At 43.3% G+C, this 23,862-nt stretch carries 17 protein-coding genes; 10 read left to right on the top strand and 7 right to left on the bottom strand.

Translation table 11 applies throughout. The features are described from left to right. Positions 1–68 precede the first annotated feature (68 nt). From ACFSJY_RS00765 to ACFSJY_RS00755, 3 genes are all read left to right on the top strand, one after another. The gene (locus ACFSJY_RS00765; RefSeq protein ID WP_386030109.1) at positions 69–731 is read left to right on the top strand and encodes a GntR family transcriptional regulator; all 663 of its coding nucleotides are present in this window, start codon (positions 69–71) and stop codon (positions 729–731) included. A 234-nt stretch (positions 732–965) separates the two neighbouring features. Continuing rightward, complete coding sequence (locus ACFSJY_RS00760) at positions 966–2,522, top strand: SulP family inorganic anion transporter (protein WP_386030107.1); 1,557 nt, start codon at positions 966–968, stop codon at positions 2,520–2,522. Between the two features lie 119 nt (positions 2,523–2,641). Then, positions 2,642–2,956: a DUF1289 domain-containing protein gene (locus ACFSJY_RS00755; protein WP_386030105.1), complete on the top strand. Its 315-nt coding sequence runs from the start codon at positions 2,642–2,644 to the stop codon at positions 2,954–2,956. A 79-nt stretch (positions 2,957–3,035) separates the two neighbouring features. Here the strand turns inward: ACFSJY_RS00755 and ACFSJY_RS00750 are convergent, their stop codons facing one another. Both ACFSJY_RS00750 and ACFSJY_RS00745 read right to left on the bottom strand, forming a co-directional pair. Further along, a complete protein-coding gene (locus ACFSJY_RS00750) occupies positions 3,036–3,593 on the bottom strand; it encodes a YceI family protein (protein WP_386030103.1) in 558 nt (185 codons plus the stop codon). Positions 3,594–3,637: 44 nt separating this feature from the next. Beyond that, positions 3,638–4,174, bottom strand: coding sequence for a cytochrome b (locus tag ACFSJY_RS00745; protein ID WP_386030101.1), 537 nt, complete (start codon positions 4,172–4,174; stop codon positions 3,638–3,640). Between the two features lie 301 nt (positions 4,175–4,475). Here ACFSJY_RS00745 and pulA point away from each other — a divergent pair, with 301 nt between their 5' ends. Then, the gene (gene pulA / locus ACFSJY_RS00740) at positions 4,476–11,498 is read left to right on the top strand and encodes a pullulanase-type alpha-1,6-glucosidase (protein WP_386030099.1); all 7,023 of its coding nucleotides are present in this window, start codon (positions 4,476–4,478) and stop codon (positions 11,496–11,498) included. Positions 11,499–11,578: 80 nt separating this feature from the next. Here the strand turns inward: pulA and ACFSJY_RS00735 are convergent, their stop codons facing one another. Further along, complete coding sequence (locus ACFSJY_RS00735) at positions 11,579–14,680, bottom strand: efflux RND transporter permease subunit (protein WP_386030097.1); 3,102 nt, start codon at positions 14,678–14,680, stop codon at positions 11,579–11,581. Between the two features lies 1 nt (position 14,681). Then, positions 14,682–15,710, bottom strand: a complete 1,029-nt coding sequence (locus ACFSJY_RS00730; RefSeq protein ID WP_386030095.1) for an efflux RND transporter periplasmic adaptor subunit — start codon at positions 15,708–15,710, stop codon at positions 14,682–14,684. Positions 15,711–16,058: 348 nt separating this feature from the next. On the opposite strand from ACFSJY_RS00730, the gene ACFSJY_RS00725 reads away from it, so the two are divergent. From ACFSJY_RS00725 to ACFSJY_RS00715, 3 genes are all read left to right on the top strand, one after another. Next, complete coding sequence (locus ACFSJY_RS00725; RefSeq protein WP_386030093.1) at positions 16,059–18,032, top strand: GAF domain-containing protein; 1,974 nt, start codon at positions 16,059–16,061, stop codon at positions 18,030–18,032. A gap of 114 nt (positions 18,033–18,146) precedes the next feature. Next, on the top strand, positions 18,147–18,569 hold the full coding sequence (locus tag ACFSJY_RS00720) for a hypothetical protein (RefSeq protein ID WP_386030091.1): 423 nt from the start codon (positions 18,147–18,149) through the stop codon (positions 18,567–18,569). Beyond that, positions 18,566–18,763, top strand: coding sequence for a helix-turn-helix transcriptional regulator (locus ACFSJY_RS00715; RefSeq protein ID WP_386030089.1), 198 nt, complete (start codon positions 18,566–18,568; stop codon positions 18,761–18,763). Before ACFSJY_RS00720 ends, ACFSJY_RS00715 begins: the two co-directional genes overlap by 4 nt. Positions 18,764–18,825: 62 nt before the next feature. Here ACFSJY_RS00715 and ACFSJY_RS00710 read toward each other — a convergent pair whose 3' ends face one another. Both ACFSJY_RS00710 and ACFSJY_RS00705 read right to left on the bottom strand, forming a co-directional pair. Continuing rightward, on the bottom strand, positions 18,826–20,394 hold the full coding sequence (locus ACFSJY_RS00710) for a DUF3369 domain-containing protein (protein WP_386030087.1): 1,569 nt from the start codon (positions 20,392–20,394) through the stop codon (positions 18,826–18,828). 230 nt (positions 20,395–20,624) lie between these two features. Further along, positions 20,625–20,843, bottom strand: coding sequence for an EF-hand domain-containing protein (locus ACFSJY_RS00705; protein ID WP_386030085.1), 219 nt, complete (start codon positions 20,841–20,843; stop codon positions 20,625–20,627). Between the two features lie 348 nt (positions 20,844–21,191). On the opposite strand from ACFSJY_RS00705, the gene ACFSJY_RS00700 reads away from it, so the two are divergent. Further along, a complete protein-coding gene (locus ACFSJY_RS00700; protein WP_386030083.1) occupies positions 21,192–21,704 on the top strand; it encodes a hypothetical protein in 513 nt (170 codons plus the stop codon). Here ACFSJY_RS00700 and ACFSJY_RS00695 read toward each other — a convergent pair whose 3' ends face one another. Beyond that, complete coding sequence (locus ACFSJY_RS00695; RefSeq protein WP_386030081.1) at positions 21,705–22,172, bottom strand: hypothetical protein; 468 nt, start codon at positions 22,170–22,172, stop codon at positions 21,705–21,707. It abuts the gene before it with no gap. A 147-nt stretch (positions 22,173–22,319) separates the two neighbouring features. Between ACFSJY_RS00695 and ACFSJY_RS00690 the strand changes: the two genes are divergently transcribed. Beyond that, the gene (locus tag ACFSJY_RS00690) at positions 22,320–23,189 is read left to right on the top strand and encodes a universal stress protein (RefSeq protein WP_386030079.1); all 870 of its coding nucleotides are present in this window, start codon (positions 22,320–22,322) and stop codon (positions 23,187–23,189) included. A 92-nt stretch (positions 23,190–23,281) separates the two neighbouring features. Next, positions 23,282–23,692 carry a hypothetical protein gene (locus ACFSJY_RS00685; protein WP_386030077.1) on the top strand — a complete coding sequence of 137 codons (411 nt, stop codon included), beginning with the start codon at positions 23,282–23,284 and terminating at the stop codon, positions 23,690–23,692. The last annotated feature ends 170 nt before the right edge of the window (positions 23,693–23,862 follow it).

Raw genomic sequence — 23,862 nt, 5'->3', positions numbered from 1 at the left:
TCTAATTAGGGCTTTGCATTCGCTGTTCAATCTCTATAATAACTTTCGCTAAATCCAGGAACTTTGATATGGCGATTGTATATAAAACTCGAACTCAACTTGTTGTTGAGACCATCCGCGAAAAGATTTTGTCGGGCGAGATCAAGGCAGGCCAACCGCTAAGACAGGCGGCATTGGCTGAAGAATTAAACGTGAGTCGTATTCCCGTGCGCGAAGCGTTATTGCAATTAGAAGCGGAAGGCCTAGTGGCTTTTGAGCCGCATAAAGGCGCAACGGCGACGGAACTTAATGTTGAGCAAGTTGACGAGCTATTTGAATTACGTGCCATGTTGGAAGCGGAGCTACTGGCTGCGTCTATTCCTCATTTAACGGATGAAAAGTTAGGCGAAGCAACGGCATTGTTGGAAAAACTAGATGATGCACTTGGTAAAGAAAACTCTGCGAACACATGGAGTGAGCTCAATTCTGATTACCACAATTGCTTATATTCAGCGGCAAATCGTCCTCAAACTCAAGACTTAGTCGATACCTTGAATAAGAATGCTGATCGTTATATTCGCATGCACTTGCTGTGGGCGGGTGGTATTTCTAAAGCGGAAAATGAGCACAATAGCATTCTCACATTTTGTAAATCGCGTGATGTAGATGGTGCCGTTGATATGTTAAAACAGCATATTCTTGGCTCTCGTGACGAAATCAAAGCATTTTTGTTAGAACGCGAAAATCAATAATCGCTCAAGTATCTTAAAAACCATTAAATAACAGTAAGATAGATTGAAGAGTAAGTAGTTACTATCTTGCTGTTATATTGACATTTTTCATACAACTCTATACCATCCCCGACCTTTAAAATGCCCGAGAAAGCAGTAACACGCTGACCACTGGCTTGGTGCATTACATGATTTATGTCTAGGCTTAACCCTAGCGCCTAAGTTTCTATAATTTCTAACTAACGCGAGATAAGAATGTTTGAGTTACACGCGAGTAAGGTAACAAGCCTTAAGAACGATGTGTTATCAGGCTTAACCGTCGCACTAGCTCTGGTACCCGAAGCGGTTGCCTTTGCTTTTGTTGCTGGGGTAGAGCCTTTGGTAGGTCTTTATGCTGCCTTTATGGTGGGTTTAATTACCTCTGTATTTGGTGGTCGCCCGGGTATGATTTCTGGTGCAACGGGTGCAATGGCCGTCGTTATGGTGAGCCTTGTTGCTTTGCATGGTGTTCAATACCTCTTTGCTACGGTCGTGCTCTGTGGTGTTTTACAAATACTCGCTGGTATTTTCAAACTCGGTAAATTCATTAGACTTGTACCGCACCCCGTTATGCTGGGCTTTGTAAACGGTCTCGCGATTGTTATTTTCCTTGCGCAGCTTGGTCAATTTAAAGTTGCGAACGAAGAAGGTATCTTCGTTTGGATGCAAGGCAACCAGCTAATGACTATGCTTGGTTTGATTGCCTTGACCATGGGTATTATTCATTTCTTACCGAAACTAACACGCGCGGTTCCATCGTCGTTAGTGGCAATTATTGTTGTGACGTTGCTCGCACAAAGTATGGATTTAGATGCTCGCACTGTGGTTGATTATGTGCGTGATATGACAAATGACCCTGCAGCAACTATTGCCGGTGGTTTGCCAACCTTTGCGATTCCAGAAGTACCATTTACCTTTGAAACGTTACGTATCATTTTCCCATTTGCGTTAGTTCTAGCAGCTATTGGTTTGATTGAGTCACTATTAACGTTAACACTTATTGATGAATTAACCGGTACTCGTGGTCGCGGTAACAAAGAGTGTATTGCACAAGGTGCATCTAACACAGTTAATGGTTTCTTTGGTGCGATGGGCGGCTGTGCAATGATTGGTCAGTCGATGATCAACGTAAACTCGGGCGGTCGTGGCCGAGCTTCTGGTATTACAGCGGCACTGGGTTTGTTAGCGATTATCTTGTTCGCTTCTAGTCTAATTGAGCAAATCCCACTAGCGGCGCTTGTAGGTGTAATGTTCATCGTCGTTATTGGCACGTTTGAGTGGTCAAGTTTCCGAATCATGAACAAAGTACCTAAGGCGGATGCATTTGTTATTGTCTTGGTATCAGGCGTAACAGTTGCCACTGACTTAGCAGTAGCTGTTATTGTTGGGGTGATTGTTTCTGCTCTAGTGTTTGCTTGGGAACACGCTAAACATGTGAATGTTATTCGCTCGAAAAATATTGCTGGTTCAACGGTTTACGAAGTTCACGGTCCACTTTTCTTCGGTTCCGTTCAAAGCTTCTTAGAGCAGTTTAACGTAGAAGATGATACTGATGATGTCATTGTTGAGTTCAAGAACTCACGCGTAGCTGACCACTCTGCTATTGAAGCGATTGATACGCTAGCTGAACGTTACATTGCAAAAGGTAAAACCATGCATCTTGTTCACTTAAGCCCAGAATGTAAGTTATTGCTGAAAAAAGCAGGTGACTTAGTAGAAGTGAACGTTATTGAAGATCCTGATTACCATATTGCGACAGATAAGTTAGCATAAGCATTAGTGCCTCGAATGCTACAATAGGCGATTCGAGGCAGGCTATACTTAATGAGTTGCTAGGTATCTTGCATCAACACTAAAAGGCAGGTTTTGGTTTTCGCTTTAATGACTACACTATGACGACAACGCAGTTAGAATTTTTTGACGTCCCCAGTCCATGTATTGGGGTTTGTCAGTCAGATGACAAAGGCTATTGTAAAGGCTGTTTTCGTACTCGCGACGAGCGCCAACAATGGATCACGCTGTCTAGTGATGATAAGCAAAAAGTGGTAAAACGTTGCGTACAACGCAAAAAGCGCAAAGAAGGTGTAAAAAAGACTAAGGAAGAAGTGAAAGCAGAGCAGAAGCCGCAGCCTTCGTTATTTGATCCGCCAGAGCGTACAACGTTATCGACCAGTGATGACCTTGATTTCGGTGATTTCGAATTATAAAAAAAGCCCGCATTTAGCGGGCTTTTTGTTGTCTGTAACCAAGCGGTTAAACAGCGGTGAATATTTCAAAATTATTCAATTACTTGCGAATACCTTCAATGTGCAGATCGAACACTATGTCACCAAAATCCATTTTGTAGCCAAAGTCTTTCATGGCAATTTTTGTTGTACCTGAGAAGCCAGCACGGTATCCGCCCCATGGATCTTTACCTTCGCCTATTTTGACGGCGTCAATGACGATATCTTTTTTAATACCTTGAAGGGTTAGCACACCTGAAATTTTTAGCTTGTCGTTACCCAAGTCTTCAATCTTGTTGCTCTCAAACGTTGCCGTTGAGAACTTACCAACATCTAAAAAGTCATCATTGCGCAAATGCTTGTCGCGTTCAGCATGGTTAGAGTCAACGCTTGCTGTATCAATGTTTACCGAAATTTTACTCGCAGTAACATTCGCACTGTCATAGCTAAAGTTGCCTGAAAACGTATTAAAGCGACCAGTTAGCCAGCTATAGCCGAGATGTTTCACTTTAAAGTTAATGGACGCATGAGCGCCTTTTGTATCGATAACATAATCTGCCGCTAATGACGGCATCGCTAAACCAGCAGAAAGTATCGCCGTTGCTATCAACTTCTTCATCGTGTGTTGTCCTTATCGTTTGTAAAAGCTTTGTAACTATCTAATCACATCATGCGCGATAAAGTCTTATCCTTATCGACAAAGTGGTGTTTTAACGCGGCAAGTGCATGTAAAACAGCAAGACCTATAAGGCCATATGCCAGGTACTCGTGTATGGTGCCGGCAATGTCTTCTTGGTTTTCGAAAAGTTCTCCCAAGCTTGGCACTTCAAACCATGTAAACACTTCAATCCCTCGCCCATCGGCCGTAGATATTAAATAACCGCTGAGCATGATGATGACCATGAGTAGGTACATTACGCTGTGCCCAAGTTTTGAGATTTTTACTGTTGCTGCAGAGTGCTCTGCCAGTGCTTTCGGTGACGGGGTCAGCAATTTCCAGCCTATCCTAGCTATCGTAGCTATCAACAACAAAATTCCGATACTTTTATGCCAATGCGGTGCCGTGCGATACCATTCACTGTAATAATCAAGCTCCACCATCCACCAGCCTGCAGCGAACAAGCCGACAATACACAAGGCGCTTAGCCAGTGAAATAGCTTGCTTATTAGTCCGTATTGTTGGTCTGAGTCTTTAATCATGAGCATGCCTTTAACGAAAATCGACATTTAACCTTGTTGTTGGATGTTATGCAAACGTATTCATTAAACGTTGCAAACGTATTCATAAGGTCAATCTAGACAATGTCATTTTGCTGAAAATATAGACGAGTAAAGGGCTAACGCTATTTGTATGTTAATTAAGTGTTAAAAAGTCGTCTGTTAGGGCACGAATTTTCCCTTCTTTTTCACTTTATACTCTGTTGATGCTGTAAAAATCGAATAAAAAAGCAGCATGAAAAACAACATTAAAGACATAACAAAAATAAACGGGGGAGAGCGTATGAACTTTTTGTTCACGCGTTTGGCAGTGTATTGGCTGGCGTGCCTATGCTTGTTTGTAAGCACCATGGTGCGAGCGGATATTGAAGATGAAGTAATATATTTTGTGCTTCCTGACCGCTTTGCAAATGGTGATCCGAACAACGACGATGGCGGTGTCGCTGGCGAACCATCACTCAATGGATTAGATAAAACGCATCCAAAGTATTTCCATGGTGGTGACCTAAAAGGGTTAACCAACAAATTAAGTTATCTGAAACTAACCGGTATTACGGCAATTTGGATAACACCACCTTTCAAAAATATGTGGGTACAGGGTGAAAGCGCTGGCTACCATGGCTATTGGGCGACTGATTATAGTCGTATCGACCCACACTGGGGGACCAATCAGGAATTTGCCGCATTCGTCTCTCGCGCACATCGCTTAGGGATTAAGGTATTCCTTGATGTCGTAGTCAACCACACGGGCGATGTCATCAAGTATGAAGAATGCCACAACCCTGATGGTTCGCTCAAAGACGGTTTGTCAAACTGCGCTTATTTGCCACTTGCTGATAAGCAAAACTCTCCCTACACGCCATTTATTCCTGCTGGTTTAGAAAATGAGAAATGGCCTGCATGGTTAAATGACACGCAGTATTACAATAATCAGGGTGATAGCACGTTTAGTGGTGAATCTAGCGTGTATGGCGATTTCTTTGGTTTAGACGATTTAGATACGACAAATCCTGATGTAGTGTCGGGTATGACGGACATTTTTAAGCAGTGGATCACTGATTATAAGATTGACGGTTTTCGTGTAGATACCATTAAACATGTCGACATTGCACTATGGCAGCAATGGATACCCGAGATCAAAGCGCACGCAAAAGCGCAAGGCGTTAATGATTTCTTTATTTTTGGTGAAATGTTTGATGGTTTACCAAAAAACTTAAGCCATTTTACACGTGTTGGTAAATTCCCATCAGTCCTCGATTTTGGATTGTACTATGCTATTAAAGATGTCGTTGCTGACACGCAGGGCACAGACCGACTAGCTTGGTTATTCTCTCAAGATGATTATTACACCAGTGGTAATAGTCATGCCAACCAACTCATGAACTTTGTGAGTAACCATGATGTTGGTCGTATAGGTCACTTTATTCAACAAATGCCGGGTATTACTCCGGATGATCAACTAAAACGAGCCATGCTTGCTGAAACCATGATGTATTTCCTTCGTGGTGTGCCAGTTGTGTATTACGGTGATGAGCAAGGCTTTACCGGCGACGGCGGTGACAGTGACGCGCGTGAAGATATGTTCCCGTCGCTAGTAGATGTCTACAATGATAACGACTTGATAGGTACGGACGATACAACGGCTGACGATAACTTTAATTATCGTCATCCTATCGCTAGGCATTTGCGTCGTTTAGCGTTATTAAAGCGGATTTTCCCAGCATTAAATCATGGACATCAGTTTGTCCGCCACAGTGAGTCTAGGCCTGGAATTTTTGCTGTGTCACGTTTTGACGCAGAAAAGCAACGTGAAGTTATTGTACTGTTCAACACGAGTACTCAGCCTCAGACAATAAGTGTTGAAGCAATGACAAACAAATATGCGCAAGTTTGGCCTTTTGGTGCTAGCCGTCGCGCACTTGACCAACAAATGACGATTGATGTTCCTGCGTTAGATGTTGTTGTGCTGTCTTCAATTCCAAAAATTCCTTGGCCAGAAAATGTGCCTGAAATTGCTATTACTAGCTTGGCTGAACAGGAGCTTGTTTCTGGCTTAGTAGAAGTAAAGGCATCGCTGTCAGGGTACGACCAACGGGCGTTTCCGCTTCATCGTGTACATTTTTCCGTGAGTGTTGATGGCGGAGAGTTTGAGTCGTTAGGTACAGATTTTACTAATGATCCTGATACTGGTGATTATAAGGTGTTTTTTGATGTCAGCGAGCTGGCTGATGGTTCGCAGCTGACGTTCAAAGCCTCGGTAGATAACTATCAATCGACCAGTAACACCACGCAATTAACGGTTGAGAAAGGTGTCCTTCCGGGTATGAAAGTCGTCTTCCAAAAGCCGGAAGAATGGGCAGACGTCAATATTTATTGGTGGAATGCAAACCCTCAAGGATCTCCAGAATGGCCAGGTGTCACGATGGAACAAATCAATGGCGATTGGTACCAATTCCAATTTGACGATGGGGTTAAAAGTGCGAATATCATCTTCAACGACGGCGCAGGCAAACAAACGTCTGACCTTTATCGCGAAGGCGATGGATGTTACCTAATAGAAAGTGATACTTGGCAAGACGCCTGTGACGTGCCTGAACCTGGCATAACTGCCTACTTTAAAAAGCCTGACGAATGGGGTGAAAACGCCAATATTTACTACTGGAATGCAGACCCTGCTCCTAGTGTTGAATGGCCTGGAATAGCAATGGAGCCAGTTGCAGGTGGTTGGTACAAATTCCAATTCCCAGACAATGTTTCCATGGCAAATCTTATTTTCAATGATGGCAGCGGTAACCAAACTGTTGATCTGAACCTTTCTGCAGATGGCTGTTACGCTGACGGTGAATGGTTGGTTGATTGTGAGCCGCCAGTAGCGGGTATCAAGGTTTACTTTAAGAAGCCAGATGCGTGGGCAAATGATATTAACGTTCATTTTTGGAATGCAAACGGTGAAGTAGCTGCTTCAGATTGGCCAGGTGTCGCCATGACGGATGAGGGCAACAACTGGTACAGTTATCAGTTTGGTTTAAACACCACACAAGCCAATATGCTTTTCCATGACAATAATGGCATGCAGACGACAGATCTCTTCCGTGATGCTGACGGCTGTTTTGTTTCTGACGCATGGCAAGACAGTTGTGTCATCGATGTGCTGGACCCTGGCATGACAGTGTATGTGCGCCGTCCGTTATCTTGGAATGTACCTAACATCTATTACTGGAATGTTGAAGGCTCGCCTGAATGGCCAGGTATCGAGATGGATGCCTTGGGTAATGACTGGTTTAGCTTCCAATTCCCAGACGGTGTGACTGCTGCAAACCTTATAATTAACGACCTTACTGGTAATCAAACGGCTGACCTCTACAGAGAAGGTGATGGTTGTTTTGATATTGAATCTGCGACTTGGAGTGACAGCTGCGCTACCCCAGGATATACCGCCTACTTTAAGAAGCCGAGCGAGTGGCAAAATGCGTATGCTTATTTCTGGAATACGTCGCCGAATACTACAGCTAATGTTGGTTGGCCTGGAGAGGCGATGACAGCTTTGGGTGACGACTGGTTCAGATACCAGTTGCCAGACGGCGTGCAAGCAAGCAACATTATTTTCAATAATGCAGGTGCGCCGCAAACCTCTGATCTGTATCGCGAAGGAGATGGCTGTTATGTAGAAGGTGAAGGTTGGAGTGATAGCTGTGACATACCTGAGCCAGGCATGACAGTTTATTTCAAAAAACCAGATTCATGGAGCGATAGTCTCAATATTTACTATTGGGATAATCCTGGTGCACCTGGGTGGCCGGGTCTAGCGATGACATCGCTTGGTAATGGGTGGTATAGCTTTACTTTCCCTGCAGGTGTGCAGCAGTCTAATTTGATCTTTAATGACGGCAATGGCAATCAAACCGCTGACCTGTATCAAGAAGCAGGTGGTTGCTACGGCGAGTTTGGTAATTTCTGGCGTAATTCCTGTGTGTTACCGGAAGAGCGAGATGTTGAAATACTGAATCGTTCTGGGCACTGGTTGCGTGCAGATACGTTGGCATGGCAGACGACTGACAACAGAGCAAATGTATTCAAATTGCACTACTCGCAATCTGCGGCAATTACCACTGAAAATGGTGTTTTGGTCGGGAGTGATGGTGATATTGCCATGACCATATCAGGGCAGTTGTCCGAATCATTAGGTAGTGAGAATCCGCATCTATCAAACTTTACACAGTTTACGTTGGCTGATGCCTCGCAAGCGGCAGAATTATTAAAAGCTCAGCTTGTGGTTGCGGCTTACGACAGCAACGACAATTTGTTAGAAGCCTCATTTGTGCAAACGCCTCGCGTTATCGACAGTTTGTTTGCGACTAATGCTGCTCTAGGTCCTGAGTATCAAGCAGGTGTGCCAAGCGTGAGTGTTTGGGCACCAACGGTGCAAAGCATAATGCTTGTGGTATACGACCAAGCGGGCAACGAGTTAGAGCGTGTAGCAGCGTCATCGGTAAGTAACGGTGTATATACGTTTACGGGAGATGCCAGCTGGGACAAACAGTATTACCGCTTTGATGTGACAGCCTATCACCCCGTATCGAACGCCATAGAAAGCTATTTGGTAACAGACCCATACTCGGTTAGCTTAGCTGAAAACAGTAGCTACAGTCAGTTTATTGATATTTATAACGACTCGACGTTAATGCCTGCTGGCTGGGATAGCTTGGCGAAAACTTTACCTGCGCCGAAAGACATTACTTTATATGAAGGACATGTCAGAGATTTCAGTCAATTTGATACCTCTATACCGGCCGCAGATCGTGGTAAATATAAGGCGTTTACCTACAATGGTGAAAATGGCGCAGCGCTTTCAACGGGTATGTCGCATTTGAAATCATTGGCTGATGCGGGGCTAAGCCACTTCCACCTACTGCCTATCTTTGATATTGCGACCGTCAATGAAGATGCTGATGGCCGCATAGACTTAGATAGTAGCTTTGACGCGCTTTGTGCACGCTCGACAGTGGATGCGGTGCAATCTCGCTGTGCTTCTGCTACTGGTTTGACTGTGTCGGAAGTGCTGACAGAGCTCGCGAATCAAAACCCTGCAGATCGAGATATTCAAGAAATTGTTGCTGCTATGAGTAACTTTGACGGTTTTAACTGGGGTTATGATCCGCTGCATTTTAATGCCGTAGAAGGTAGCTACGCGTCAAGTGCCGATGGTGAAATCCGTATTCTTGAATTTAGAGAAATGGTAAAAGCGCTGGATGATATCGGTCTTAATTTTGTCATGGATGTGGTCTACAACCATACTTCAGCATCTGGCCTTTGGGATAACTCTGTGCTGGATAAAATGGTACCCGGTTATTATCACCGCTTAAACCCAATCAGTGGTGCTGTTGAGAACAGTACCTGTTGTGACAATACGGCGACAGAGCACCTGATGATGGAAAAACTGATGGTTGATTCATTGGTGTTGTGGGCAAAAGCGTTCAAAGTTGATTCCTTCCGATTTGACTTAATGGGGCATATTCCAAAATCTGCCATGGTGAGAGCGCAACAAGCGTTAGCTAAGTTAACCTTGGGTGTGGACCAAGTCGATGGTGCTAATATTTACCTTTATGGTGAAGGCTGGGACTTCGGTGAAGTGTCAGGTAATCAGCGCTTTGAACAAGCTACTCAGTTCAACATGGCTGGCACAGATATAGGTACCTTTAATGATCGCCTGCGTGATGGTGTGCGTGGCGGAAACTTTACCGACAGCGGTGCTGCACAAGGCTGGGTAAGTGGCAATGACACGTTTGACAATGGTGCAGGTGTTAATGGTAGTGCTGGCAGTCAAGCTGATCGTATTCGTATCGGTATGGCTGGTAACCTTCAAACTTATAGCTTTGAAGACCATCAAGGCGCAGTTACAACGGGTATTGACTTCCAGGGTGTTGGTTACACCTTAGATCCACAAGAATCTGTTAACTACGTGGACAAACATGACAATGAATCGCTATGGGACAACACACAAGCTAAGTTACCTGCGTCAATGTCTGCTGACGATCGTGTACGTGTGCATTTGTTGAGTAATGCCATTGTTAACCTAGGACAAGGTATACCTTTCTATCAGATGGGTACTGACTTGCTGCGCAGTAAGTCGTTAGATAGAAATTCATATAACTCGGGTGACTGGTTTAACCGTGTTGACTTTAGTCAACAAGACAATAACTGGGCACGTGGTCTACCGCCTGCACAAGACAACGAAGCACGTTTTGATACCATGGAAACGATTATCAACAATGGCAATATTGTGGTGTCGCCAGCGCTTATTGCTAAAGCGCACAATGGTTTCAAAGAGCAGTTGCAAATACGCTACTCATCACCACTGTTTCGTTTAGATGCTGAAAGTGATGTACATACACGCGTTGGTTTCCATAATACAGGCACTAGTCAACAGAGTGGTCTGATTGTTATGACGTTAAGCGATGGCCTATGCGCAGGAAGCGATATAGATGCATCAGTGGATGGCATCACTGTTTTATTTAATGCAGATGACCAAGCGCAAGACTTTACGCTTGCTGGTGTAGCTGGCTCTACATTACATGTAACACAGCAAAATGGTTCTGATGAAACGGTTAAATCGGCAACGCTAAGTGGTGATACGTTTACCATTCCTGCGTTAACGACTGCGGTATTTGTAAAAGCGCAGAATGGTGCACAAGGAGAGTTCCCTTGTAACCCTGTTGCTGGCGAAGAAAACCAACCTGGAATGACGGTGTATTTTCAAAAGCCAGATGCGTGGGGTGATGCATATATCTATTATTGGAATACCTCGCCAGTAAATAGCTCTGTTGGCTGGCCTGGTAACCCAATGGCTGCTATCGGTGATAACTGGTATAGCTACCAATTGCCTAACGGTGTAGATGCAGCGAATGTCATTTTCAATGACAATAGCGGCAACCAAACCGTTGATCTATATCGCGAAGGTGACGGTTGTTATGTTCAGGCGACTGGCGAATGGAGCGATAGTTGTGTGTTACCAGGGCTATCTTTTTACTTTAAAAAGCCTGCAAATTGGACTGACGGCGTGCATCTCTACTATTGGCAAGCGCAGGGTATTACCGACGCTAGCTGGCCTGGTGAATTGATGCAGTCTTTAGGCAATGACTGGTTTTTTTACCAAATGCCTGAAGGTGTTCGCCAAACCAACCTTATTTTCAATGATGCGGCTGCAGGTGGCAGTGGTGGTCAAACAACTGATTTAACTCGCTCACAAAGTGGTTGTTATGAATACGACACCGGTGTGTGGTCAGAGACTTGCGCACCAATGCAATAGCCCTCGGACTAGAGCAAAAAGAAAAAACCGGCTTTCGCCGGTTTTTTTGTAAGAGCACTTTCGCGAATGGTGCGACAAGGCTATTGAGAGCTTGTTTCTGCCTCTAATAACTCTGTGGCTAAACGTTTTTCTTGGTCTGCTCTAGGTTTAGCAAATCGCGCTAACCAGAAATATAATACTGGCGTTAAAAATAGTGTGAAGACAACGGCAATCCCCAGCCCGCCAAACACAACCCAACCAATAGCATTGCGCGCTTCTGCACCTGCGCCAGTAGACATAATGAGCGGAAGACCACCTAAAACGGTCGACAACAAAGTCATCATAATTGGTCTTAGCCTTACTTTGCCCGCTTCAATAATAGCTTCTTTTATCGGTGTGCCGCGGTCACGCAGTTGATCGGCAAATTCAACCAATAAGATAGAGTTCTTTGCCAATAGGCCAATCAACATGACAAGACCAATTTGTGAATAGATATTGATGGTTGTGCCTGTTATTGATACGGCGAAAATGGCAGCGGCAATACCAAAAGGTACGGTTAACATAACGACCACCGCGCTAGTGGCACTTTCAAACTGTGCGGCAAGTACCAAAAGTACTATGAGGAACGCGACTAAGTAAGTCATAGTGACTTGTTGATCTGTCTCTTGGTACGTTTTCGCTTCACCCAATAGCACTAAGCCATATCCGTTGGGCAAGTGCTCACTCGCAAGTGTCCGTAAAATAGTGACTGCTTCTGCAATAGGCAGGGTATCTGGTAGCTCTAAATCAACTTCAATTGCGCGGCGCTGTGCGTGGCGTTCAAGCTCTGCGGCCACGCCTTCCTCTGAAATGTAAGCAATAGAAGACAAGGAAACGAGGTCGCCATTTTTCGCTGACACATAAAGATTCGTTAAATCTGAAGGATTTGCTGAATTTTTATATGAAGATTGCAAAATAATGGGAATGGCTTGGTCACCAACATTTAAATCGGTGAGGTCATCACCACCAATGGCAGCGCGCAGGGTTTGGTTGATATCGCTGAATGGCACACCCAACTCTTCCGCACGATTGCGATCGATATGTACGCGCATTTGTGGCTGCGTAGGTTGGTAAGAGATTCTCGGGCGACCAAATTCAGGATAGTTGGTTTCGATAAGGTTGCTAAATTCTTGGGTAACTTCAAAAATACTTTCGTAATCATTTCCTGTGATCGCAAACTCTAATCCGCCACCTTGACCACGCAGGTTTAAACTATTTGCGCCAAACGCACGACCTGGCGCACCAGGAATAGCAGCCAGCTTAGGGCGGATATCGTTGATGATCTTTTGCTGGCTGTTCTCGCGATCTGCCCAGTCTTTTAAGTTCACTGTCATAAAGACAATATTAGGGTCCCACTGCCCTACAACGGTTCTAATAGAATCAATGTCACCTTGTTCGGAATAGGGCAGTAATATATCTTCCATAGCCGTTGCTTGACGATCCATGAAAGAGATACCTACACCATCTGGTCCACGTGCAAATATTCGAATATTGCCGCGATCTTCTGAAGGTAAGAGTTCTTTATCAACTTTGCCGTATAAGAATGTCGCATAGGCGGCGGTTAATATACTTGCCAATAAAATTAGCCAACCGTATTTAATACAAACGGATAACGAACGACTGTATCCATTGACGACTTTGTTGCCAATGCGCTGCATGAATGCATTGTCTTGTTTTGCTTTTTCACTAAGCAATTTTGCTTTTAATGCGGGGACGAGCGTTAGGGCAACAAAAGACGAAATAATAACTGCACCAGCTAATACACCACCAAATTCTCGAAATAATTTTCCTGCTGTCGATGGCAGAAAGGCTATTGGTACAAACACCGCAACTAGTACTGCCGTGGTTGCAATGACGGCAAAGAAAACTTCGCGTGAACCAACCACCGCCGCCGCTTTTGATTTCAGCCCTTGTGATTTTCTGCGCTGAATGTTTTCGGATACCACAATCGCATCATCGACGATAAGTCCAGTTGCCAACACTAAGGCAAGCAAGGTAAGAATGTTAATCGAGAATCCAAGTGACCACATAATGGCAAGCACGCCAATCAGTGAGACAGGAATAGACAATGCTGGCACTAGCGTGGCACGCCAGCTACCTAAAAATATCCATAGCGTGATGACCACTAAAGCAATGGTATAACCTAGCGACTTGATTACTTCCTCTACTGAGCTTCGAATAAACTGCGCGTCATCTGATGTTGTGTAGATATCGAGTTCCGGGAAACGCGTGTTTAACTCTTCTACCATCGCAAGGGCTTGATCTGAGATTTCTATGGTATTCGCGCTTGCTTGCCTAATAACACCGAGGCCAATGACCGGTCTGCCATTAAGGCGCACAAAACTGTTCGCATCGGCAGGGCCAAAGTACACTGTTGCCACGTCACCAATACGGGTATTGCCGCTGATAATAATGTTTTCAACTTGTGAAGCAGAAATTGACGTCGCGTCTGCGCGGACGATAACTTGATGGTCTGTTGAGCGCAGGCTTCCAGCAGGTACATCGAATGGCGCAGAACGCAATGCCGTAGATACATCCGTGAAAGACAAACGGTAGCTCGCTAAGCGCATTGGATCTACAGTAACTCTCAACACGCGTTGGCGCTCACCGTTCAACCTAACATCGGCAACACCGGGAATTGATAAGAATAATGGTGCTATATCGCGTTCAACAATTTCAGCAACGGTTTCCATATCAAACTCGTCACTGGCTACGGCTAAACTCAATACGGATTGCGCATCATTGTCGGCTTTGACAATCGCTAATTGCTCAACCTCTTCAGGCAATTGACGTTGAACACGGCTTATAGACTCGCGCATTTCATTCGCAGCGTCTTCTAAATTGATGCCTGGCCTAAACTCAACCACAATGCGAGAAAAGCCTTCTTCACTTTGAGCGCGAATTGACTTTACACCGCTAACCCGTGCAGCAGCGCCTTCAATACGACGTGTGACTTCATTGTCAACTGTTTCTGGTGCAGCTCCGGGAAAGTTTGCGCGAACACTGACGATAGGACGGTCCACATCAGGTAGCTCTCTCACTTCTAAGCCAAGAATGGCGGACAAGCCAGCGATGATAATCAGTATGTTCAGTACAATGATCGTTATCGGGCGTCTGACAGATAACGACGGAAGATCGTCTTTGTTTTGGAATAAATTAAGCATGTTATTCCTTATTCGCTAGCATACTGGCAGGTGCTACTGGCGCGCCTTGACGAAGGCGTTGAATACCCTCAACAATGAGTAGGTCGCCATCTTGCAAATCACCTTCAACGAGAATCGAGCCTCGCAAACGTTGCCTGATTTCAACGGGAATTTTTGCCGCTTTGCCCTCTTTGGCTAACCAGATATATGAACCAGTTGCCCCCCAGGCCAGCGATGCTTCTGGTACAATTGGGTAGACAGTGCCTTGGGCACTTAAATTCACTTTAAAGCTCAAGCCGGGTCTGAATTGGTCGTCACTGTTGTCGAGTATTGCGCGTACTCGCAGTGTTCTGTCTTCAGCATCTATTCGGCTATCTAACTCTGAAAGACTCGCGGTAAAAACGTCGTCACGATTGTTCCAAGGTTGTACTTGCACTTTGGTTTGTTCGTTCACTAAATTGTATGCAGATTCAGGTACTGAGAAATTCACGAATAGCTTGGCGCGATCATCAATGGTGGTAACCAACGTTGATTCGTTAATCCTGTCACCGACTTCGACATCCGTTAACCCTAAATAACCACTAAACGGTGCTACTACTTTCCTGTCATCTAAGTCAGCTTGTGCTTCTATAACCGCGACATCAGCAAGGTCTAGTAAAGCTTTAGCCTCGTCGAGCTCTGATTCTGTTACAGCTCCGTTGGTTAAGCTCTTGGATAATCTGTCGACGTTACGTTGTTTGTCAGCTTGTTCGATTTTTGCGCGCTTTAACGCAGAGACCTGTCTTCTTGCATCGAGCTCGAGAATTACCGTGCCTTGTTCAACATAATCACCGGGGCGAAATAGCACCTTGGTTACCCGGTCTGCAGCAGCAGGAAATAGGCTCACTGACTTTTGAGCCTCAGCGGTACCGACAGTTTCTATGGCAACCTCTATTGGAGCGAATGAAATATTTTGCAAAATAACGTTTGCAGGTGGGCGTTTTCGTTCTTGGGCGTGCACTGGGAATGACGCTATTAGGGCGATAATAACGTGGATTATAATTATTTTCATAGTGTCCTCAGTAAAGGGCTCATCAACTGGTTTGCCGTTAAGCAGTCGATGTAAGTACATACTATTTAGTTAATACGAATATACAGTAAATGCTGATAAGGCGATCAACCTAGGCGCCTTGATTTGGCTAAAACACGTTGAGTGAACAAAAAAATACGTTGATTCACAGAAGTTACAAATTTTTAACGTGAACAAGGGCTGCGATTGAATAGTAAATCAATCTGCAACAAAGACTATGGGGTAATTTTTATCGGCTTTTCAGGTGGTTGAAAAGCGAGTGGCAGGTAGTTCGCTTTTTATAAGTCATTGACTAAGCTTACATTAAGATGCAGAAAGAGTGAGTGACATGTGGTAGCAAGCGAAGCACGAATTCATCGGTTAGAACAAATATTTCACACCTTTATCAAGCTCGACAAATTCTACATTGAGGCAACGTCGCTATACGAGTACATGGAGTACGCCCACAAACTGTTAGGCGAGCTGATGGATGCAAGAAACTTTTACTTGGCTAGCTATAACAACCAAGAAAATACCATTCAATATTTATACAACGTCGATGAAAAAGACGAGCCAATAGAACCAGACAGGAAGTTTACGTTGGCGACACCGCAACAGTCGCCGACAGCATGGGTGATCGGAAACAAACGAAAGCTGGTAATTCATGCGAGCGATGAGTCTAAATATACCGACGATGATCACCAATGGGGATTTGGCACTCAGTCACATCATTGGGTTGGCATCCCGCTCATCGCTCAGAACGGACAGTGTCTCGGTGCAATAGTTATTCAAAGTTACGAACCCGATATTAATTACAGCAGCGAAGATAAAGCGATCTTTAAGTTGTTTGCTTCTATTATTGCTTCTGCGTTGGCGAAGTACCAAGTGGAAAGCGCGATTCAAGCAAGTACGGTCGATACCCATGACATACTGAGTAAGGAGCTTGCTGAACGAAGGCACGCAGAAAAGCTGCAACATGCGCTTTATAAAATTGCTTCGCTTGCGGCCAAAGCACCTGAACTTAACGACTTATACAAACAGGTGCATCACATAATTGATACGTTGATATTTGCTAATAACTTTTACATTGCTTTGCTTGATGAGGAAAAGCATGAGTTATGTTTGTCTTACTTTATTGACGAGATTGATACAGAAGTAGCGCAAGGCACTATTTTACCTATTGGCATGGGGCTTAGTTCCTATGTGATTAATACTCGCGAACCTCAATTATTGACACAAGAACGCGTTTCAATGCTGATTGAACAGGGCAAAATTGGAGAAGTAAAAGGCGCTCAAAACTTCACATGTTGGTTAGGCGTGCCGATGATTTCTTCTAATATTCTTCATGGCATTATGGTGGTGCAAAGCTATGACGACAAAGTGATTTTTACCCAACAAGACTTAGAGCTATTAAGTTATGTGGGTAATCACGTTGCCAAAGCTATTGAGGCGACAGTGAATGTGCAGCAGCGCAAAGAAGCCCAATTAAAACTCGCCAAACAACACAGAGTATTGGAGCAGCAACACAAAGAATTACAACAAACACTCGACAAATTAAAGCGCACGCAACAGCAACTCGTACAGCAAGAAAAAATGGCATCGCTAGGCGGATTAGTTGCAGGTATTGCGCATGAAATTAATACACCGCTTGGTATTTGTGTCACAGGCGTGAGCCACCTTCATGAAGAAACTAAGATTTTAGAAAAAGGCCTAGCCGACGGTAGCCTGACAGAAGAGGGACTGACAAGCTATTTGGACGAAGTAAAAGAAGCCAGCACTATATTGGATACTAACGTGCAGCGCGCAGCTGATTTGGTGAAAAGTTTTAAGCAGGTGGCTGTGGATCAGTCGTCAAATAGCATTCGAGAAATCTGTTTCAAACAGTATATCGACGAAATTTTGTTGAGCTTAAGACCCACGTTGAAGCGGGTAAAACATGTGATACGTGTAGAGTGTGATAATGGGATTACCGCGAATACTAATGCAGGTGCAATTTCTCAAATTATCAGTAACTTGCTCATGAATTCTATCAAGCATGGTTTTGATGGCATTGAACAGGGCAACATTGTTATTGCTGTTGAAGAGAAAAACAATTTTATCATTCTTCGTTATGCTGATGACGGACTGGGCATTGATAAAGAGGCCATGGCACTATTATTCGAGCCGTTTTATACGACTAAACGGGGCGATGGAGGTAGCGGCCTAGGCACACACCTTGTTTATAACCTCGTTACTTCAGCATTACACGGAAGAATTGAAGCAAAAAGCGAGTTAGGGAAAGGACTTGCGTATCTCATTAAGTTTCCCTCAAATATTGAAGAGTAAACGTCAATTACTTGTGTCTATGTTATTTAACTAAAAGTAAAGTGAGCTTTACTTTTAGTTAAGGTTACTCTATAAAGTAAAAGGTACTTTACTTTTTGTTAAGGAAACTAATCTATGAATACGGATGCATTGGAACAATCGCCTCGGGAAAAAGCGACAAAATCGAACACTATTAATCTTGCCATCTGGACTTCACTGTGGCTGATTTCACAAGCGTTATCGATATTTGGCAAACCCTATGTGGGTACAGAACAGCAGTGGATAGTCTATCTCTTAGTGGCTGCTAATGTCGGTACAGGCATTATGATGATTCTAGCGAATAAAAAACATTTGTTGGGCTTAGATGAGCTGCAGCAGCGCATTCATCTTAATGCGATGGGTATAACCTTAGGAGTGGGACTTGTATTTGGTATTGCTTACTCAACCTTAACGTCTCTGGGAGTTATTGAGGCGGGCGCTGAAATTAGTCATTTAATGCTTGCCATGGGGATAAGTTATATTGTGATGGTTTTGTTGGGAACTAAGCACTACTCATGAAAAATCGATTAAAAGTATTACGTGCTGAGCGTGATTGGACCCAAGCTGATTTAGCGAAAAAGCTGGATGTATCTCGCCAAACCATAGTGGCAATAGAGAAAGGGAAGTTTGACCCGAGTTTGCCATTGGCATTTAAAGCTGCCCGGCTATTCAAGTTGAAAATAGAAGATATTTTTTCGGACGAAGATGCATGAGTTTCACTTGTGCTACTTGAACGGTTAAAAGCGTAGCGTCTCTTTTCGCTACTTTTTAATCGTTATGAATTCTCTTCATCTTCCCCGCTGGTATCGCGGTACATTTGATTAATCTTAACTGCTTTATCTGCATTGTTAAGTAGTGCTTTAACCACAATAGGATCTAAGTGAGTACCAGCAGCTTCCTCTAAAAATTCAGTCACTTTGTCGATGGGCCATGCTTCCTTGTAACAGCGTTTGTGTGTAAGCGCATCAAAGACATCGGCAACGGCGACTATCCGTGCAAAAATATGGATGTCTTCACCCTTTTTCCCATCAGGATAACCTGAACCGTCATACTTTTCGTGGTGCTGTTGAGAGATAATCGCAGCTGAGCTCAGGATAGGGCGATTTGAACCATGCAGAATGTCGTAGCCGACACTTGGATGAGCCTTCATCGTTTCCCATTCTTCTTCGGTTAACTTACCTGGCTTCAATAAAATCGCATCTGGCGTCGCAATTTTACCGATGTCATGCATTGGTGCGGCTTGTTTAAGTAATTCCGCTTCCTCTTCCGGCATGCCTATTTCTTTAGCAAGCATGTAACTTACTTCTGACATTCGTCTAATGTGATTGCCTGCTTCTTTTGAGCGAGACTCAACAGCATCGCCTAACCGATAGATTAACTCTTCTTGTGTTTCAATAATTTCTCGGTTTAGCAATAAGTTATCGAAGGCTAAGCTGACATTGCCAGAAAATATCTCTAGTAGCTTTATGTCGATATCGTTGAGTTTTGTAATACCTTTCAGGTATAGCAGGCTAATCTTCCCTGAATGACTGGGGAAGTAACCCACTAATACGTCATCTTCAAAAATACTGTGTTTCGCTTCAATTGCTTTGTTGAGATAGTACTGAATATTTTCATCAATATTACTGGGGCTATCCTCGTTAATGGCGGCAAGCACTTCGTAATCATTTTCTGAGTACACTGCGCTGAGTCCCTTTAGCTGAATTAGCATGCTTTGGTCATTTATCCTGAGCAATGAGACCACTTGCTGTAATATGCCACTAAAGAACTCTTTCAATGTTCGCTTTTCGAGGACACGTGTGGTGGAGTCTATTACCCGCTCTAAGCCTGAACGGTAAAGCTCTTGATATCGGCGTGCTTCTTCCACATGAATAATGTCACGGTAAGCACGCAAAGCGGTAAAGGTTGTGGTGAACAATTTTTTACGATCAAGCTCAGTCTTTTCTTTATAGTCATTAATATCGTAGTCAACGATAACTTGCTCTTCAGGTGCCTGACCCGGCTGGCCTGTTCTTAATACAATGCGGGTGAAGTGGTTGTCAGCATCTTGCCTCAACCATTTTGCGAGGGTTAATCCAGCATCATCCGTTTCCATGACTACGTCGAGAAAAACTAATGCGATGTCAGGTTGACTCGCCAGTAATTCTTTCCCTTCTTCTGCGGAATATGCGTCATGAAATTCTAGGCCTCTATCGTCCAATGTAAAACGTTTCAGCGCCATTTTCGTTACACTGTGTACATCTTCTTCATCATCGATGATGGCAATTTTCCAAGGGGGGAGTGTAGGTTTTTCTTGTTGCTTTAAAAAAGACAGCGGCATATCGGAACATTTGTTTAAAACCATAATTTAGGTATAGACAAAAGCCTGTGATTTCTCAAAGAAAAATACGTATAGACAGGGGCGTCATAGCTGATTGATAGAATTCGCTATCGCGAATAGTTACTGAGATTATATTAAAGGAGGTCTTTAAGTGGTTATCTTAATCTGGACTGAAAATAATGCGGGAAGAAAGCCGCCAAAACCAGAAGGAATTGACGTAGAATAAGTAGTTGCGAGTTAACGTTGAATTAGCACTACAGCGCTAATTCAATCACCATTTCGCGCAACTCTTCTTTTGAAATGCAGTTGTCGTGGTTTGTGTCGAAACGCTTAAAAATTGTTTCACACATGCGAATGCCTTTGTCTTGCAATAGACAGTCGATTAATTCGACAAATTCACTACGGTTGATAACACCGTCTTTGTCTTCATCGAAAACTTCAAATAATTCATCTACCCATTGATTGAGTTCCATATCGATCCCTTAAAATACGAGGAAAGAAGATAACCTGACTTTATCGTGTCTTGACACATAATGGAATGGATTATTTTGCTTTTCTTAATGGTCTAAGCAGTTGAAAAAGTAACAAGTTGTTGTTATTGCTGATTTATTGTTCTTTCTGCTTGGTAAATATACTGAAACACTTCAACATGATTTCGATGTATTCAATTAACTTGCTTGGCATAGTTTAGCTAGCCGTATTTTAACCGACTGACTGAGGTTAAATGTAAAGGATTAACTATACTATTGATGGGGGACAAGGACGTTTGAGGTAGGAAGGATTCGACCTTGTCTTTTGCACACATTTCAAGGATGCATAAGATGAACACAATTAACGATCTCACCACTGAACAATTTACGTTACTTTTAGATGAATACTTCGCGCCTCCTCTAAAGCGGCACAAATTAAAGGAAGAGGAAATTAAGGCACTTGCTAAAGAGCTAAATGAGCGCATCAATGTGCCTCTTGTTTCGGAAGCTAAAGAAGAAAAAATATTGATCAAAGTGGTTTTAAAGGTTGATAACTTTCTGTACGACAACTTACCAAACGAAGTTTATGATCTTATTCGAAGCTTACAAGACGGCATCGATGATTCGGAAGCAAAACGCCTAATCAAACGGTTGTCAAAACTGGCAAACAAGAAGATAGACATTCCTTATATTCCAGAGACGGCCGAATATTTTGCCATCAGATTTGTCATTTCCGTTGTCATTAACGCGGCACGTAAACATTTAAACTTCGGTAAAGCGGCTGCTCAAGCAAAAAGGCTTGTAGTGCCTAATCGTGAAGATGCCAGTGACGAAGAACTGGAAGCATTGCTGGTTAGCGCCTAATTAGACTTTAAATTCGCGAGACGCTTGCTCGTTCTTCTTTAACAGGCGAGTAATTTTGTGAATAAGTGATAACTGTTGGTTTTTGTTTGAATCTGTCAGGGCAGTTATCACTAAATTATTGCCGTGTGTTTTAAGGCAGACTACGCTGCTATTACCGTAGTAAATTTTTCCTTCATCAACTATGACTTCTTCAATGTCGTCGAATGAAATCATGCATTTCTTTTTGCCTAGAATTGAAAATTGGTTGAGCAATATCTGCTTAGACTCGCTATCAAAAAAGGTAAGCTTGTAATCCATTGCTACCAGAAAAACGGTGGGTACAAGAAAGCCGATAATGGCGACAGCAGTGTTAGTCTGCAATGTCATTGTGGCGTACAACGTTGCAAAAACAACGAACAAACAAAACCAAGCCGCTTTATATGGGTAGCTTGCTACAACGATACAATCTTGTTTTTCGATAACTTTCAATGGCTACCCTTGTACGCTGACATATAACATTTAGTCTAGTTTACTTTTATGCGTTTCACGTGTTTAACGAAAAATTTATGACGTACATCAATGCGTTAATACTAATTATAGGTTATCTTTCTAGTAGTTCATTTAAAGGAGACAGGTATGAGTAACATTTTAGTCATTGCGGATCTTAAGCAGGAACAGACACTAGCAATTGAGCGAGCACTTACTATTGCGAAACAAAGAAGCTTACCTCTGCATGTCGTGTACTTTTGTTACGAAAGCTTGCGCTATGTTTCAGGGCAAGAAGACGAGGTGAAAGCAAATGTGCTGACGAGATTAGATGAACATGCTCAGCAACAGCTAGCCAATATCGATTTTGACGGTGTGAGCTACAGTTACGAGGTGTGCTGGGAGAAATACATTCCAAATTGGGTTGAAGAATATACGCAAGCTAATGATGTAAAATTGGTGGTAAAAACTGGGCACCGAACTGAACGGTTGCTTTACACCCCACTTGATTGGCAGTTGATGCGAGAGTGCTCTGCTCCTGTAATGATTGCTGCACCAGAGACATGGCGAAAAACGCCGAATGTGTTAGCTGCGATAGATTTAGGTACCAAAACCGATAGTAAACAGGCGTTAAATAAACTCGTACTAGAAAAAGCACGTGCTTTAGCTGACTGCCAAGAAGCTGAATTGTTCGTTTGTTATACCATTAGATCATCAAAACTCTTGCGAGATATGGGCTTTCAGTATCTAGACGAATTAGAAATTGCTGCTGAGCGAAACCTTAAAGATAAAGTTGCTGAAATATCTTCCATATACGGTGTACCTGAAAAGAACATCATTTTAAAAGCGGGCGAGGCAGAAAAAGTAATTCCTAGTCAAGCTGCTGCAAATAAAGCGGGGATTGTGGTGATGGGCACAGTAGGGCGCCGCGGAGTTAAAGGTAAGTTAATGGGTAACACTGCTGAAAAAGTGCTAAAACTACTCAAATGTGACGTAGTTGCTATAAAACCGGAGCAATAGTTTTTAGTAACCGTGCAACTGAAATCCCAGTTGCACATTTTTTATACATTCGTTATAAGTTTTATGACAAAAATAATAAAAACGGATGTAACATGCAGAAGAATAATAAGAAATTTTGGTCGCTGGTGATAGGTTGTCTACTGACGAATGCTTATCTTAGTTTGGTAGAGCTTGGGCTAAGTGCTCAAGTACCTGCTTCTTTCCATCGAAATGTTGATTTCATTGTCAATTACTACCCCTACCTTGTAACAGCGAGTTTAGCACTCTGCCTTACCACACTCATTGCTGTTCTTATGCCTAAATTCGTCAATACGCGTGTGAGCGATCATGTGCTGTGGCTTATATTACCAAGTATCTCATTTCTGGTTTTTACCTCGTTTACGGCTCATGTTTTATTACCTCAACTGGTATTCGCAGCGATACCTTCACTGGCGGTTATAGCACTATTTTATTTGATAGAGAAACGCGACAGTTATTTACCTGCACGTGATAAAGTGTGGTAAATCGCCTTTTTCTATATATTGTTTTTACCCCTTATTTTACTGCTTTATCTCGCCGTTTAAGTAAGGGGGCAGGGGACTATATTTTCCCTAATTAAAATTTTTTTCTTTATTGTTGTAATAAATTTAATTTTCTTTGTACTAGTATCGAGAACGCTTTACACAAAGGAATT

Source organism: Thalassotalea euphylliae, from assembly GCF_042682785.1.
In the GTDB taxonomy this organism is placed as follows: Bacteria; Pseudomonadota; Gammaproteobacteria; order Enterobacterales; family Alteromonadaceae; genus Thalassotalea_F; species Thalassotalea_F euphylliae.
This window is presented reverse-complemented; position numbering and strand designations above follow the sequence as displayed.